The sequence below is a fragment of the Pseudaquabacterium terrae genome (genome assembly GCF_013266755.1).
Classification (GTDB): Bacteria; Pseudomonadota; Gammaproteobacteria; order Burkholderiales; family Burkholderiaceae_C; genus Pseudaquabacterium; species Pseudaquabacterium terrae.
Genome location: NZ_JABRWJ010000005.1, coordinates 437,110 through 449,632, shown reverse-complemented (window position 1 = coordinate 449,632; position 12,523 = coordinate 437,110). Strand labels below are relative to the sequence as shown.

Sequence of the window (12,523 nt, the reverse complement as noted above, 5' to 3'; positions counted from 1 at the left end):
CTGGCGTGACCCGCGCGTGACGGCTCGATGAACCGGCGCGGGTCAACGCCAGGGCCACGCCCTCCCGTCGCGGCGTGACAATGGCCGCTCGCTGGTTACTGCACGATGGCCCTGTGCCGCGCCCGTCCCGCATGTTCCCCTGCCTGCGTTCCTGCCTCGCCGCACTCGCCCTGCTGTTGCTCGCCGGCGCGTCCCAAGCCGCCGGGCGGCAGCCGCTCACCTTGGCCGTATCGCGGGGCGGGGTCTCGCTGCTGGTGTATGTCGCCGAGGCGCGGCGCTATTTCGCCGACGAGGGCGCCGACGTGCGCACCGTCAACTGCGCCAGCGGCCGCGCCTGCCTGGGGCTGGTCAGCGATGGGCTGGCCGATGTCGCGACGGCCGCCGAGCTGGCGGTCGTGATGTCCGCCGCCGGCGCGCGGGGCGACCTGGCGATCCTGGGCTCGATCAGCACTTCGGCGCACCAGATCAAGCTGGTGGCGCGCCGCAGCGCCGGCATCACGCAGCCGGCCGACCTGGCCGACAAGCGCGTCGGCACGGTCGGCGGCACCTCGGCGCAGTATTTCCTCGCCGCCTGGCTGCAGCACCACGGCGTCGGGCCGGTGCGCATGCAGTCGATGGCGCCGGAGCAGCTGGCCGGCGCGCTGCAGAGCGGCGCGGTGGATGCGATCGTGATCTGGGAGCCGCTCGCCGCGCAGGCGCAGCGCGAGCTGCGCGACGATGCGATCGAGCTGCCGAACCCCAGCATCTACACGCAGCACTTCGTGCTCGCCGGCACGCAGCGCGTGCTGCGCGAAAAGGAGGAGTCGCTGCTGCGCCTGCTGCGCGCGCTGCTGCGGGCCCAGCAGTACATCGCCGACGAGCCGGCCCGGGCCACGCAGATCCTCGCCACGCGGCTCGGCATGCTGCCGGCCGACGCGGCCCGCTTCCTCGGCGAGCACGACTACCGGCTGCGCCTGGACGCGACGCTGTTGCCGACGATGACCGCGCAGGCACGCTGGGCGGTGCGCGAGGGCCTTGCCCCTGCCGAGGCCGGGAGCGGCGGCCTGGCGCGGCTGGTCGAGCCGCGGCTGTTGCAGCGGGTTTCGCCCGCGGCCGTCGCGCCGCGCTGACCCGCTCGGTGTCAGCAAAAGTGCGAATAAGCGCAATATAGTCGGGTTGTTCCGCGGCTGGCGGCCGCTTCGGTGGCCGAACAATCGAAGCTGCGTGCGAACTCAGCAGTGACTACCAAGCCCGGCCACCTTCCGATCCGCTTGCTGGCGGAGACGCTCGCCATCGTTGCGCTGGCCGAGCTGATCGTCGTCGCCTTCGGCACGCGGCTGCTGCCGCAGCTGGCCGGCTGGCGGGCCGGGCTGGCGAACGCCGCCGCGCTGGTCGTGCTGGCCGCCCCGGCGGTCTACTGGCGCTGCATGCAGACGATGCGCCAGGCGGCGAGCTGGCGGCCGTCGATGCTGCCCGGGCAGCGCAGCGCGCCCACCGTCGCCGAGCGCCAGCGGCGGCGCCGCCGTGCGATCGCGATGACCGCCGCCGCGCAGCTCGTCGGCCTGGCGGCGACCGCCACCGTCGTCGGCTGGATGAACACGCAGATCGACGACGAAGCGCGCAGCCGCTTCGACCGCTATGTCGAGCGGCTGGAGGCCGAGGTGCAGCGCCGCTTCCGCCAGCCGCTGCACGGCCTGCGCGGCGCCAGCGCGATGCTGGCCGCCACGGGCACGCTGGACCGGGCGCAGTTCCGCGCCTACGTCGGCGCGCGTGCGATCACCACGGCTTTTCCCGGCGTCGCCGGCGTCGGCTTCATCGAGCGCGTCGGCCGCGAGCAGCTGGGCGCGTTCGTCGCCGCCGAGCGGCGCGACGGCGCGCCGGAGTTTTCGGTGCACGGCGGCGGCAGCGCGCCGCAGCTGTACGTCGTCAAGTACGTCGAGCCGATGGCCGACAACTTCCGCAGCTGGGGCGTCGACTTCGCCACCGAGCCGGTGCGGCGCGAGGCGATCGAGCGCGCCATCGACAGCGGCGAAGCCACGCTGACCGGCGCGGTGACGCTGACGCAGCGGCCGGTGCCCGGCTTCCTCTTCCTGCTGCCGGTCTACCGCAACGGCAGCGAGCCGGGCACGCCCGAGCAGCGCCGCGCCGCGCTGCTGGGCCTGTTCTATGCGCCGCTGCAGGCGGCCGACCTGCTCAGCGGCGTCGCCCACGAGGCCGACGGCGCGCTGGACTTCGAGCTCTTCAACGGCGACGGCAGCACGCTCGCGCAGGTCGTCTTCGACACCGACGGCCACCTCGGCCAGATCGACCACCAGCGCCGTGACCGCATCGATGCCCAGAGTTACGCCGGCCGCTGGCTGACCAGCGTGCGCCAGCTGGTCATCGGCGGCCGGCTGCTGACCTTGCGGCTGTCCAGCACGCCGGCCTTCGAGGCGACGATCGATCGGCGGCCGGCCGTCTACGCAGCTGCCGGCGGCGCGCTGCTGAGCCTGGTCGCAGCGCTGGCGGTGTGGTCGCTGTCGGCGGCGCGGCTGCGCGCGCAGACGCTGGCCGAGCGCATGACGGCCGATCTCGACCGGCTGGCGCAGGTGGTGCGGCACACACAGAACGCGGTCATCATCACCGACCGCGAGCTGCGCATCGTCTGGATCAACGAGGGCTTCACGCGGCTCAGCGGCTACGACCTGGCCGCGGCGCAGGGCCGTACGCCGGCGGACCTGCTGTCCAGCGAAACCGGCGATCCGGCGGTGCGTGAAGCGCTGCGCGAGGCCGCGGCACACGGCCGCGCCTGCCGTGTCGAGATCCTCAACCGCACACGCGACGGCCGCGAGTACTGGGTCGACACCGAGGTGCAGCCGCTGCACGATGCGCACGGCACGCTGACCGGCTTCATGGAGATCGGCAGCGACATCACCGACAAGCGGCGCGCCAACGAGCAGCTCGAAGCCGCCACGCACGCGCTGGCGCGCGAACGCCAGCGGCTCGACGCGATCCTGCGCGGCACCGACGTCGGCACCTGGGAGTGGAACGCGCAGACCGGCGAGACGCTGGTCAACGAACGCTGGGCCGGCATGCTGGGCTACCAACTCGCCGAGCTGACACCGATCGATCACGCCGCCTGGGCCGCGCTGGTGCACCCGGACGACCTGCCTGTGGCGATGCGCAACCGCGACCGCCACCTGGCCGGCGAGCTCGAGTCCTACGACTGCGAGCTGCGCCTGCGCCACCGCGACGGCCGCTGGATCTGGGTGCTGTCGCGCGGGCGCATCTCGACGCGCAGCGCCGATGGCCGGCCCGAGTGGCTGGCCGGCACGCACATGGACATCACCGCCGCCAAGTTGGCCGATGCCGAGCTGCGCAGCAACGTGACGATGATGCAGGCGATCCTCGAGAACCTGCCCTGCGGCCTGAGCGTGTTCGATGGCGAGCTGAAGCTGGTGCGGCACAACAGCCAGTTCCGCAGCCTGCTCGGGCTGCCCGACCGGCTCTTCGACGGGCCGCCGCCCAGCTACGACAGCCTGGTCCGCTTCAACGCCGAGCGCGGCGAGTACGACGGCAGCGGCAACGTCGAAGCCACGGTGGCGGCGCTGATGCAGCGCGCCAAGGGCAGCCGCTCGTACCAGTTCGAACGCGTGCGGCCGAATGGCCTGCCGCTGGACGTGCGCGGTGCGCCGATGCCCGGCGGCGGCTTCATCACCACCTTCACCGACATCCACGAGCGCAAGCGCGCCGAGGCCCGGCTGCGCGACAGCGAGCACCTGATGCGGCTGGTGACCGACAACATGCCCGGCCGCATCGCCTACTGGGACCACCACCGGCGCCTGGTGTTCGGCAACCGCGCATTCTTCGAGCGCTTCGGCGGCACGCTCGCCGAGCGCGCCGGCTGCACCGCGGCCGAGGTACTGGGCGCCGAGCGCGCGCAGTCGAGCGAGCCGATCGTCGAGGCCGTGCTGCGCGGCGAGACGCGCAGCTTCGAGCGCGAGGAGCCCGGCGCCGACGGCCGCCGCCGCCACGTGCTGACGCACATGATTCCCGATGCGCGCGACGGCGCGGTGCGCGGCTTCTACGCACTGACGCTGGACATCAGCTTCGTCAAGGAAGCCGAGGAGCAGCTGCGCGAGACCAACCACGCGCTGACGATCGCGCGTGACGAGGCCGAGCACGCCAGCCTCGCGAAGAGCCGCTTCCTGGCCAACATGAGCCACGAGATCCGCACGCCGATGAACGCCATCCTCGGCATGCTGAGCCTGCTGCGCAACACCGGGCTGACGCCGCGCCAGCTCGACTACGCCGGCAAGTCCGAACGGGCCGCGCGCGCGCTGCTCGGCCTGCTCAACGACATCCTCGACTTCTCGAAGGTCGAGGCCGGCAAGCTCGAGCTCGACCCGCGGCCGTTCCGGCTCGGCGAGCTGCTCGACGACCTGGGCGTGATCCTCTCCGGCACGCTCAACGACAAGCCGATCGCGCTGCGCTTCGACGTCGACCCGGCCACGCCGGCACTGCTGGTCGGCGACGACCTGCGGCTGCAGCAGATCCTCGTCAACCTGGCCGGCAACGCGATCAAGTTCACCAGCGACGGCGAGGTGGTCGTCGCGGTGCGCGTGCTGGCGCAGACCGCCGCCGACGCGCAGATCGAGTTCAGCATCAGCGACACCGGCATCGGCATCGCGCCCGAGCAGCAGCAGCACATCTTCAGCGTCTTCTCGCAGGCCGAAGCCTCGACGACGCGGCGCTTCGGCGGCACCGGCCTCGGCCTGTCGATCTGCCAGCGGCTGGTCGAGATGATGGGCGGGCAGATCCGCCTCGAAAGCCGGCTCGGCGCCGGCAGCCGCTTCAGCTTCGCGCTGAACCTGCCCTGCGCGGTCGCGCCGCCGGCGCCCTCGAAGCTGCCGGCGCTGCCGACGCTGCAGGGGCCTGCTGCCGCTGATGCTGCCCGGCTCGGCGGGCTGCGGCTGCTGGTCGTCGAGGACAACGCCTACAACCGGCAGATCGCTCAGGAGCTGCTCGAATCCGAGGGCGCCAGCGTCGTGCTGGCCGACGACGGCGCCCAAGGTGTCGCCGCGGTCGCCGCGGCGGCGCCGCCGTTCGATGCGGTGCTGATGGACCTGCAGATGCCGGTGATGGACGGCTTCGGCGCCGCGCGCGCGATCCGTGGCCGGCTCGGGCTGACGCGGCTGCCGATCGTCGCGATGACCGCCAACACCATGGCCGGCGACCGCGAGGCCTGCCTCGAGGCCGGCATGGACGACCACGTCGGCAAGCCGGTCGAGATCGATGAGCTGGTGCGCAAGCTGCGTGCGCTGCTGTCGCACGCGGCGGGGGCGCCGCTGCCACAGGCGGCAGGGGCGCCGCCGGCGCCGTCGAACGTCGCGCCGCCAGAGCCGCCCGACGTGCTCGCCGACGCCATGTCCCGCGGCATCGACCTGGCCGGTGCGCTGCGCCGGCTCGGCGGCCGGCGCGACATCTGGGTGCGCTCGACGCGCCCGTTCGCCGACGACCTGGCGCGCCGCATGGCGCAGCTGCAAACGCTGCTCGGCGAAGAACGCTGGGACGACGCGCGGCGCTTCGCCCATTCGCTGAAGGGCCTGGCGGCGACGCTCGGCGCGCTGCGGCTGTCGCAGGCCGCGGCCGAGGCCGAGCGTGCGCTGGCCACGGTGCCGGCCGCGGCCGACGTGTTCGAGCACCTGGACGCGGTGACCGTGCAGGCCGCCGCCGATCTGCGCGTTGTCGCCGACCGGCTCGACGCCGCGATGTCCGCGGCCGCCGCGCCGGGCTCGGCCGCCCCGGCCCGCGACGCCGCCGCGCTGCTCGCGCGGCTGCGGCCGCTGGCCGCGCTGCTGCGCGAATCGGACATGGCCGCCACCGACGTGTTCGCCGAGCTGCAGCGGCAGCTGCGGCGCGGCTGGGAGACCGAGCTCGAGCCGCTCGGCGCGGCGATGGCCAGCCTCGACTTCGATGCCGCGCTGCGCGCCTGTGATCAACTGGCCGACGCACTCGGCACATGAGCTTCGTTTTCATTCACACTGCAGGCATGCACGCACCCCTTCGATCGCGTCTGCTGGTCGTCGACGACCAGCCCGCGAACGTGCAGGCGCTGTACCAGGCGCTCGCCGACGAGCACCAGATCCTGGTGGCGACGAACGGTGCGCAGGCGCTGGCCCTGGCGCGCGACAAGCTGCCCGACCTGGTGCTGTTGGACATCGTGATGGACGGCATCGACGGCCTCGAGGTCTGCCGCCGCCTGCAGGCCGACGAGGCGACGCGCCAGATCCCGGTGATCTTCGTCACCGGCCTGACCAGCGAGGCCGACGAGGCGCGCGGCCTGGAGCTCGGCGCGGTCGACTTCATCACCAAGCCGATCCACCCGGCGGTGGTGCGCGCGCGCGTGCGCACGCACCTGGTGCTGAAGCAGCAGTCCGACCTGCTGCGCCAGCTCGCGCTGGTCGACCCGCTGACCGGCGTGCCGAACCGCCGCTTCTTCGACGAGCACTTCGGCGCCGAGTGGCGCCGCGCGCTGCGCGAGGGCCGCTCGATCGCGCTGATCATGATCGACGTCGATGCCTTCAAGCCCTACAACGACCACTACGGCCACCTTGCCGGCGACCACGCGCTGCAGCGCGTTGCGCGCGGCATCGCGGCCGGGCTGGCGCGGCCGGGCGACCGGATGGCGCGCTACGGCGGCGAGGAGTTCGCCTGCATCCTGCCCGACACCGACACCGCCGGGGCGCTCGAAGTGGCGCGGCGGCTCGGCCGCGCGGTGCACGACCTGGCCATCGAGCATCCGCATTCGCCGCTCGACGGCGTGATGACGATCAGCCTGGGTGTCGCGGCGCAGACGCCCAAACCGGGCGACGACCCGGCCGAGCTGCTGCGCTGCGCCGACGAGCAACTCTACGAAGCCAAGCGCAGCGGCCGCGGCCGCGCCTGCGCCGCGGGCATTCCGAGCGACGCCGTGCCGACGCGCTGACGGGCGGAGCTCATTCGTTCGGTCGACCGCGCTCGGCCTTCAGTTTTCCGCGCTGCACCTTGGCCTCGATGCGCCGCCGCTTCGAGCCGAGCGTCGGCTTGGTGGCGATGCGCTTGCGCGGCGCCTGCGCGACGCTGTCGACCAGCGCCTGCAGCCGCGCCATCGCCTCGGCCAGGTTGCGTGGCTGGCTGCGCTGCGTCTGCGCCTTGATGACGATCACGCCATCGGTGCCGATGCGCTGATCGGGCAGCGCGCGCAGGCGCGCCTTCACGGCTTCAGGCAGCGACGAGGCTTCGATGTCGAAGCGCAGTTGCACCGCGCTCGACACCTTGTTGACGTTCTGGCCGCCGGCGCCCTGCGCGCGGATCGCCGTCCAGTCGACTTCGTGCTCGTGGATGGTCAGGCGCATCAGTGCCCGCCCGGCCGCCCGAAGGGCACTGAGCGCCCCTCGGGGGCCGCGAACGAAGTGAGCTGGGGGCTGACCATCCCTGCATTCTGTGCCGCACACGGTCTGCAGGCTCTGTGCTGGTACAGATGCGGCGCCGACCGTCACAATGCTTTCATGGACCAGAGCAGCCCCCCGCCGCCGCTGTACCAGACGATCGGGGCCCAGCTCGAACGTGCGATCGCCAGCGGCGCGCTGCGCACCGGCGACCGGCTGCCTTCCGTGCGCGCGCTGAGCCAGCAGCACCGCGTCAGCATGAGCACCGCGCTGCAGGCCTACCGCTGGCTGGAGAACCGCGGCGTCGTGCAGGCGCGGCCGAAGTCGGGCTACTTCGTCGCCGGCGCCCCGCCGCAGCTGCCCGAGCCGCAGCTCGACCTGCGCATGGATGGCGCCTCCTTCGTCAACATCGACCAGGTGCTGCAGGAGTTCCTGTACATCGTCGACGACCCGCAGGCGCTGCCGCGCTTCCATGCCGCGCCGGCGCGCGAGCTGCTGCCCGAGGCCAAGCTGCAGCACTTGCTGGCCACCGTCAACCGGCGCCATCCGGAATTCGCCTCCGGCTACCACATGACCGGCAGCGCCGCGCTGCGCCACGAGATCGCGCGCCGCGCGGTGAACTCGGGCGTGCAGCTGCGGCCCGACGAGATCGTCATCACCAACGGCGGGCTGGAGGCGATCTACCTCGCGCTGCGCTCGGTCGCGTCCAGCGGCGACACCATCCTGATGGAGTCGCCGACCTACTTCCACCTGCTGCAGGTCAACGAGAGCCTGGGGCTGAAGGTGCTGGAGATCCCGAGCCATCCGCGCACCGGGCTGTCGCTGGAAGCGCTGGACTTCGCGACGCAGACGCCCGGCGCCGTGAAGGCCTGCATCCTGCTGCCGAACTACCCGAACCCGACCGGCAGCCTGATGCCGGTGGAGCACAAGCGGCGGCTGGTGGCGATGATGGCCGAGCGCGGCATCACGGTCATCGAGAGCGACATCTACGGCGAGCTGCATTTCGACGAGCAGCGGCCGCCGGTGTTGAAGCACTTCGACGAGACCGGCGACGTGATGCTGTGCTCGGCGTTCACGAAGACGGTCGCGCCCGGCTACCGCATCGGCTGGGTTGCGCCGGGGCGGCACTTCCTGAAGGTGCAGGCGCTGAAGATGCGCACCTCGGTGGCCTGCCCGATGCTGCAGCAGGAGGTGCTGGCGCAGTTCATCCGCGACGGCGGCTACGACCACCACCTGCGCCGGCTGCGCGCGGCGCTGAAGTCGCAGGCACTTCGCATGGCCGATGCGATAGCGCGTTATTTCCCCGTCGGCTGCCGCCTGTCGATGCCGCAGGGCGGGCTCTTGATGTGGGTCGAGCTGCCGCGCCACGTCGATTCGCGCGAGGTCTTCGCGCTGGCGCGGCTGGAGCACATCGGCGTCGCGCCCGGCGCGGCCTTCAGCACCAGCCGCCGCTTCGACCACTTCATCCGGCTGCAGTACGGCGACCCGTGGTCGCCGGCGCTCGACGCGGCGATGCGGCGTCTGGGCCAGATCGTCACGCGGCTGGCCGAGCGGCCGGCGCCGGTCCGGCGCGGCGAGCGGCGCGCGGCGGCCGAGGCTTGAGAGGGCCCGCCCGCCGGCGTCAACGCGTGGGTCGGCGCCGCAGCCCGGAGGCGGCTTTGGCGTCGAGCGCGTTGCGCAAGGCCTTGCCGCGCTCCGTGCGGTAGATGCCGAAGTCACGCCGGTCCGTCGTCAGGATGTCCAGCACGCCGGTCGACTCGGCCACCCAGATCAGCGAGGCGTCGGCCAGATCCATCGGCAGGTCGGCGTACTTGTCCATGCGGTCCGCCAGGACGATGGCTGCCGAGCCGGGCAGGTCGATCATCGTCATGCCGCCGCAACCGACCCATCGCACGAATTTGGAGACGAGGTGTTCGGGGAGCAGATGACAAACCTCGGTGAGCACCGGCCAGGTGCTGATCAGTTCACCCTCGAAACGGTCCATGAAGGCGCGCACCGTCGCATGATGCCCGTCGGCCGCGTCGATCCAGGCGACCAGCGGACCCGTGTCGACGAGCAGGCGCCTGGGCTCGGCGGTCATCGAGTCTTCGGCGCCGGCGACCGCCGCGGCGTCGGCACGGCCATCGATTCACTGTGCCCCTTGGCGCGCAATCGCTCCTTGATGCGCGCCGAGTGCTGCGCGGCGAGGTCGCCCTCGGCGCTGCGGAAGGCACCGATCAGGCCCATCTGCTCGGCCAGGTCGGCGGGCGATGGCGCGGGGGCCCGAGCCAACTGCTCGATCGCGGCCTTCAGCGCGCCGGTCTGCGTGACGCCATGGCGCTCACAGTAGGCGGCGAGCAGGGTGTCGGTTCGCTCGTCGAGGCGGATCGAGATGGTGCGCATGGGCGTTCTCGGGTGTTGTATTACATCGAATAATACAGGATCGCCGTTCGCCGCGCCGAGCCCTCGCGCGGGCTCAACCCGCCGCCTCGACCACCATCTGCAGCCGCTGCTGGCCCTGGAACTCGTCGAGGCTGAGCCGGTAGGCCAGCCGCACGCGCTCGGGCAGCGGTTCGGTGTGGCCGAACCAGATCGCGTCGCGGATCGGACCGTTCGCGCCGGCCGCGGAGCGCACGCGCAGCTTCAGGTGCTTCTCGCCGACCAGGCGCTGCTGCAGCACGTCGACCTCGTCGCAGAAGATCGGCGCCTCGAAGCCCTGGCCCCAGACCTGCGCATCGATGCGCTCGACGGTGTCGGCGCAGAAGTATTCGATCGGCAGCGGCCCGTCGTGGGCCAGCGTGCGATTCATCGCCTCGGGCTGCAGCGTCTCGCGCGCGACCTGCTGCAGCGCAGCGTCGAAGGTGGCGAAATGGCTTTCAGCGATGGTGCAGCCGGCGGCCATCGCGTGGCCGCCGAACTTGCGCAGCACGCCGGGGTGGCGCTTGCTGACGAGGTCCAGCGCATCACGCAGGTGGAAGCCGGCGATTGAGCGGCCGGAGCCCTTCAGCAGCCCGTCGCTGCCGCGCGCGAAGACGAAGGTCGGCCGGTGCAGCCGATCCTTCAGCCGGCCGGCGACGATGCCGACGACGCCCTCGTGGAACTCGGCGTCGTAGAGCACCAGCGCCGGCGGCACTGCGACGGCGGCGACGCCATCGTCGGGCATGCGGCAGGCCAGCAGCGCCTCGGCCTGCTCGCGCATGCCGGCCTCGACCTCGCGGCGCTCGCGGTTGATCGCGTCCAGTTGCGCGGCCAGCTCTGCGGCGCGCGCCGGGTCGTCGGTCAGCAGGCATTCGATGCCCAGCGTCATGTCGGCCAGCCGGCCGGCGGCATTGATGCGCGGGCCCACGGCGTAGCCGAAGTCGAAGGCCGATGCGCGCTGCGGTGCACGCCCGGCGGCGCTGAAGAGGGCCGCCAGCCCCGGCTGCATGCGGCCGGCGCGGATGCGCTTCAGGCCCTGCGCGACGAGCCGGCGGTTGTTGTCGTCGAGCTTGACGACGTCGGCCACGGTGCCGAGCGCGACCAGGTCGAGCAGCGCATCGAGGCGCGGCTGGTTCGTCGCATCGAAGCGGCCGCGCCGGCGCAGCTCGGCGCGCGTGCCGAGCAGCACGTAGAACATCACGCCGACGCCGGCCAGCGCCTTGCTCGGGAAGCCGCAGTCCGGCTGGTTCGGATTGACGATCACGTCGGCATCCGGCAGCCGCGGCAGGCCGTCGAACAAAGCCGGCAGGTGGTGGTCGGTGATCAGCACCTGCAGCCCGTGGGCACGCGCATGCGCGACGCCGGCCTCGCTGGCGATGCCGTTGTCCACCGTCACCAGCAGCGCCGGCTGCAGCGCGCGCGCCAGGTCGACGATCGCCGGCGTCAGGCCATAGCCGTGCACCTGGCGGTCCGGCACGACATAACACAGCAAGTCCCTGGAAGCACCGAGCAGCGCCAGGCCCTTGACCGCGACGGCGCAGGCGGTGGCGCCGTCGCAGTCGTAGTCGGCGACGACGCAGATGCGCCGGCGCGCCTCGATCGCATCGGCCAGCAGCGCGGCGGCGGCGGCGGCGCCCTTGAGCGTATCGGGCGGCAGCAGGCGGCCGAGGCCGTCGTCGAGGTCGTCGTGCGAGCGCACGCCACGCGCGGCGAACAGGCGCGCGAGCAGCGGATGCACGCCGGCCTGCTCGAGCGCGAAGGCCAGCCGCGGCGGCACGTCGCGTACTTTGAGTGTTGGCGAGGTCACAGTGCTTCCAGGATCGTGTGCAGCGCGGGCCGGCGCCAGGTCGACGAGACGCGTTCCCAGAGGCTGGGCGAACCGGTCTCGAAGGCCTGCGCGGCGCGCTCGCCGCACAGCGTCAGCGTCACCGGACCGTCGTGGCGTGCCAGCGCGGCGACCGGGCCGGCCTCGAGCTGTTGCCAGGCTTCGCGCCAGGCGATCCAGTCCTCGCCGAGCGCCGGTGCGCGCAAGCGGTCGTCGACGATCGGCGCCGGCGCGGCCTCTGGCAATGCACGGCCGCAGCCGCTGGCCCAGAACGAATTGACGCTCGGCAGCCCGGCCGCTTCGCGGCGGTCGTTCAGCGGATGCGTGTACAGCAGCATCTGCACTTCGTTCTCGATGCGGCGGATCAGCCGCGCGGCGCGCCGGTCCGGCAACCAGGGATCGATGTTGCGGCCGACCACGCGGTCGAGCGACGCGGTGGCCAGGCCGTCGAAGACCGGGTGCGTGGCCAGCCACTGCAGCGGCGCGGCCCAGTGCAGCGTGAAGCCTTCGGTCTCGAGCAGTGGCCGCACGATGTCGAGCAGCTCGCGCGAGGCCGCCTCGTCGAGCTGCAGCGATGCCGGGTCGGTCATCGACACCTGCTCGGTTCCGACCTGCAGGTGCAGCGGCGTCAGCAGGCCCCAGGCGTGGTCGCCGGTGGGCAGGCCTTGCGCCGCCGCGAGGCGCGCGGCCCAGGGCAGCTTGCCGTCGATCACCGGCCAGCCGAGCGCTTGGGCGAGCGCCCGTTCATGCGGTGGCGATAGCGCGAGCTCGTCGCCGGCATCCACCGGCGCCGGCTGCAGCCGCGCGAGCAGGCGTTCGAGTTGCGGCAGCGGCAGGTCGTGCAGCGCCTGGCGGCCAGCGTCGGACGGCACGGCGGCAAAAGGTACGATGAGGTGCATGAAGACAGCGATTA

General features: G+C 72.4%; 9 protein-coding genes. 4 read left to right on the top strand and 5 right to left on the bottom strand.

All coding sequences use genetic code 11. From position 1 onward, the window contains the following. Positions 1–131: 131 nt before the first annotated feature. From HLB44_RS18060 to HLB44_RS18050, 3 genes are all read left to right on the top strand, one after another. Positions 132–1,109 (top strand): ABC transporter substrate-binding protein, encoded by a 978-nt coding sequence (locus HLB44_RS18060; protein ID WP_173125050.1) that lies wholly within the window; start codon positions 132–134, stop codon positions 1,107–1,109. A gap of 108 nt (positions 1,110–1,217) precedes the next feature. Further along, on the top strand, positions 1,218–5,984 hold the full coding sequence (locus HLB44_RS18055) for a CHASE domain-containing protein (RefSeq protein ID WP_173125048.1): 4,767 nt from the start codon (positions 1,218–1,220) through the stop codon (positions 5,982–5,984). 26 nt (positions 5,985–6,010) lie between these two features. Continuing rightward, positions 6,011–6,946 carry a diguanylate cyclase gene (locus HLB44_RS18050; RefSeq protein ID WP_173125046.1) on the top strand — a complete coding sequence of 312 codons (936 nt, stop codon included), beginning with the start codon at positions 6,011–6,013 and terminating at the stop codon, positions 6,944–6,946. A 10-nt stretch (positions 6,947–6,956) separates the two neighbouring features. Here the strand turns inward: HLB44_RS18050 and arfB are convergent, their stop codons facing one another. After that, positions 6,957–7,355, bottom strand: a complete 399-nt coding sequence (gene arfB / locus HLB44_RS18045; protein ID WP_173125044.1) for an alternative ribosome rescue aminoacyl-tRNA hydrolase ArfB — start codon at positions 7,353–7,355, stop codon at positions 6,957–6,959. Positions 7,356–7,508: 153 nt separating this feature from the next. Here arfB and HLB44_RS18040 point away from each other — a divergent pair, with 153 nt between their 5' ends. Further along, a complete protein-coding gene (locus HLB44_RS18040) occupies positions 7,509–8,990 on the top strand; it encodes an aminotransferase-like domain-containing protein (protein ID WP_173125042.1) in 1,482 nt (493 codons plus the stop codon). 19 nt (positions 8,991–9,009) lie between these two features. On the opposite strand, the gene HLB44_RS18035 is transcribed toward HLB44_RS18040, so the two are convergent. The 4 genes from HLB44_RS18035 to HLB44_RS18020 form a co-directional block, all read right to left on the bottom strand. Further along, positions 9,010–9,468, bottom strand: coding sequence for a type II toxin-antitoxin system VapC family toxin (locus tag HLB44_RS18035; RefSeq protein WP_173125040.1), 459 nt, complete (start codon positions 9,466–9,468; stop codon positions 9,010–9,012). Beyond that, positions 9,465–9,770, bottom strand: a complete 306-nt coding sequence (locus HLB44_RS18030) for a hypothetical protein (protein ID WP_173125038.1) — start codon at positions 9,768–9,770, stop codon at positions 9,465–9,467. The genes HLB44_RS18035 and HLB44_RS18030 overlap by 4 nt, the downstream gene beginning before the upstream one ends. A 73-nt stretch (positions 9,771–9,843) precedes the next feature. After that, the gene (gene recJ, locus HLB44_RS18025; RefSeq protein ID WP_173125036.1) at positions 9,844–11,592 is read right to left on the bottom strand and encodes a single-stranded-DNA-specific exonuclease RecJ; all 1,749 of its coding nucleotides are present in this window, start codon (positions 11,590–11,592) and stop codon (positions 9,844–9,846) included. Beyond that, positions 11,589–12,509: a hypothetical protein gene (locus tag HLB44_RS18020; RefSeq protein WP_217283709.1), complete on the bottom strand. Its 921-nt coding sequence runs from the start codon at positions 12,507–12,509 to the stop codon at positions 11,589–11,591. Before HLB44_RS18020 ends, recJ begins: the two co-directional genes overlap by 4 nt. Positions 12,510–12,523: the final 14 nt, after the last annotated feature.

Bases quoted from the DNA above. Each gene is read 5' to 3' on its own strand.
- HLB44_RS18060 (WP_173125050.1), top strand. From the start codon at position 132: ATGTTCCCCTGCCTGCGTTCCTGCCTCGCCGCACTCGCCCTGCTGTTG.
- HLB44_RS18050 (WP_173125046.1), top strand. From the start codon at position 6,011: ATGCACGCACCCCTTCGATCGCGTCTGCTGGTCGTCGACGACCAGCCC.
- arfB (WP_173125044.1), bottom strand. From the start codon at position 7,355: ATGCGCCTGACCATCCACGAGCACGAAGTCGACTGGACGGCGATCCGC.
- HLB44_RS18040 (WP_173125042.1), top strand. From the start codon at position 7,509: ATGGACCAGAGCAGCCCCCCGCCGCCGCTGTACCAGACGATCGGGGCC.
- HLB44_RS18035 (WP_173125040.1), bottom strand. From the start codon at position 9,468: ATGACCGCCGAGCCCAGGCGCCTGCTCGTCGACACGGGTCCGCTGGTC.
- HLB44_RS18030 (WP_173125038.1), bottom strand. From the start codon at position 9,770: ATGCGCACCATCTCGATCCGCCTCGACGAGCGAACCGACACCCTGCTC.
- HLB44_RS18020 (WP_217283709.1), bottom strand. From the start codon at position 12,509: ATGCACCTCATCGTACCTTTTGCCGCCGTGCCGTCCGACGCTGGCCGC.